The sequence below is a fragment of the Rhodanobacter spathiphylli B39 genome, assembly GCF_000264295.1.
Taxonomy (GTDB): Bacteria; Pseudomonadota; Gammaproteobacteria; order Xanthomonadales; family Rhodanobacteraceae; genus Rhodanobacter; species Rhodanobacter spathiphylli.
The window spans coordinates 1-504 of the sequence record NZ_AJXT01000169.1 but is presented as its reverse complement, the minus strand read 5'-3'; the positions used below and the strand labels follow the sequence as shown (position 1 = coordinate 504).

Sequence of the window (504 nt, the reverse complement as noted above, 5' to 3'; positions counted from 1 at the left end):
CTTCCTCAAAAGGTTGTGATTGTATGACTTTTGAAGAAATGCTTGCACTGGTAAAGCAGAATCTCAAAATTGATGACGGCAGCATGGATTTGCTCATTGAAGACGTTATCCGTGAATGTTTAAGCTACTGTAATTTAAAAGAGCCACCTGCAGAAATGGAACCATTTATACGTCGCAAGGTCAAGACCATCATGGATTACGAAGCGGAAACCGGGGGGAAAGCGGTATTTGACGTGACCTCAATAAAAGAGGGCGATACCTCTATAACCTACAACACTGACGAGGTTTCCAGAGAAACTATCTACGGCCTGTCTGAAAAAGACAAGCAGGCCTTGATGCGATTCCGGAGGTTGCGGAGATGAATGCGCTTCAAAGATTATGGAAAGATCGCATGGATATATACCGTTGGGTTGAGGTTGTAGAGGGCGGCTTCACAAAACAGAAAAAGGAGAAGATCCACGAAAACGTCAGGTGTCATTACAGCAAAGGTCAGTTGGTGGACAC

At 44.4% G+C, this 504-nt stretch carries 1 protein-coding gene; it reads left to right on the top strand.

Annotated features, from left to right (window positions below):
* Positions 1–362, top strand: a 362-nt coding sequence (locus UU7_RS17270; RefSeq protein WP_050981483.1) for a head-tail connector protein, incomplete at its 5' end; no start/stop codon positions are given.
* Between the last annotated feature and the right edge of the window lie 142 nt (positions 363–504).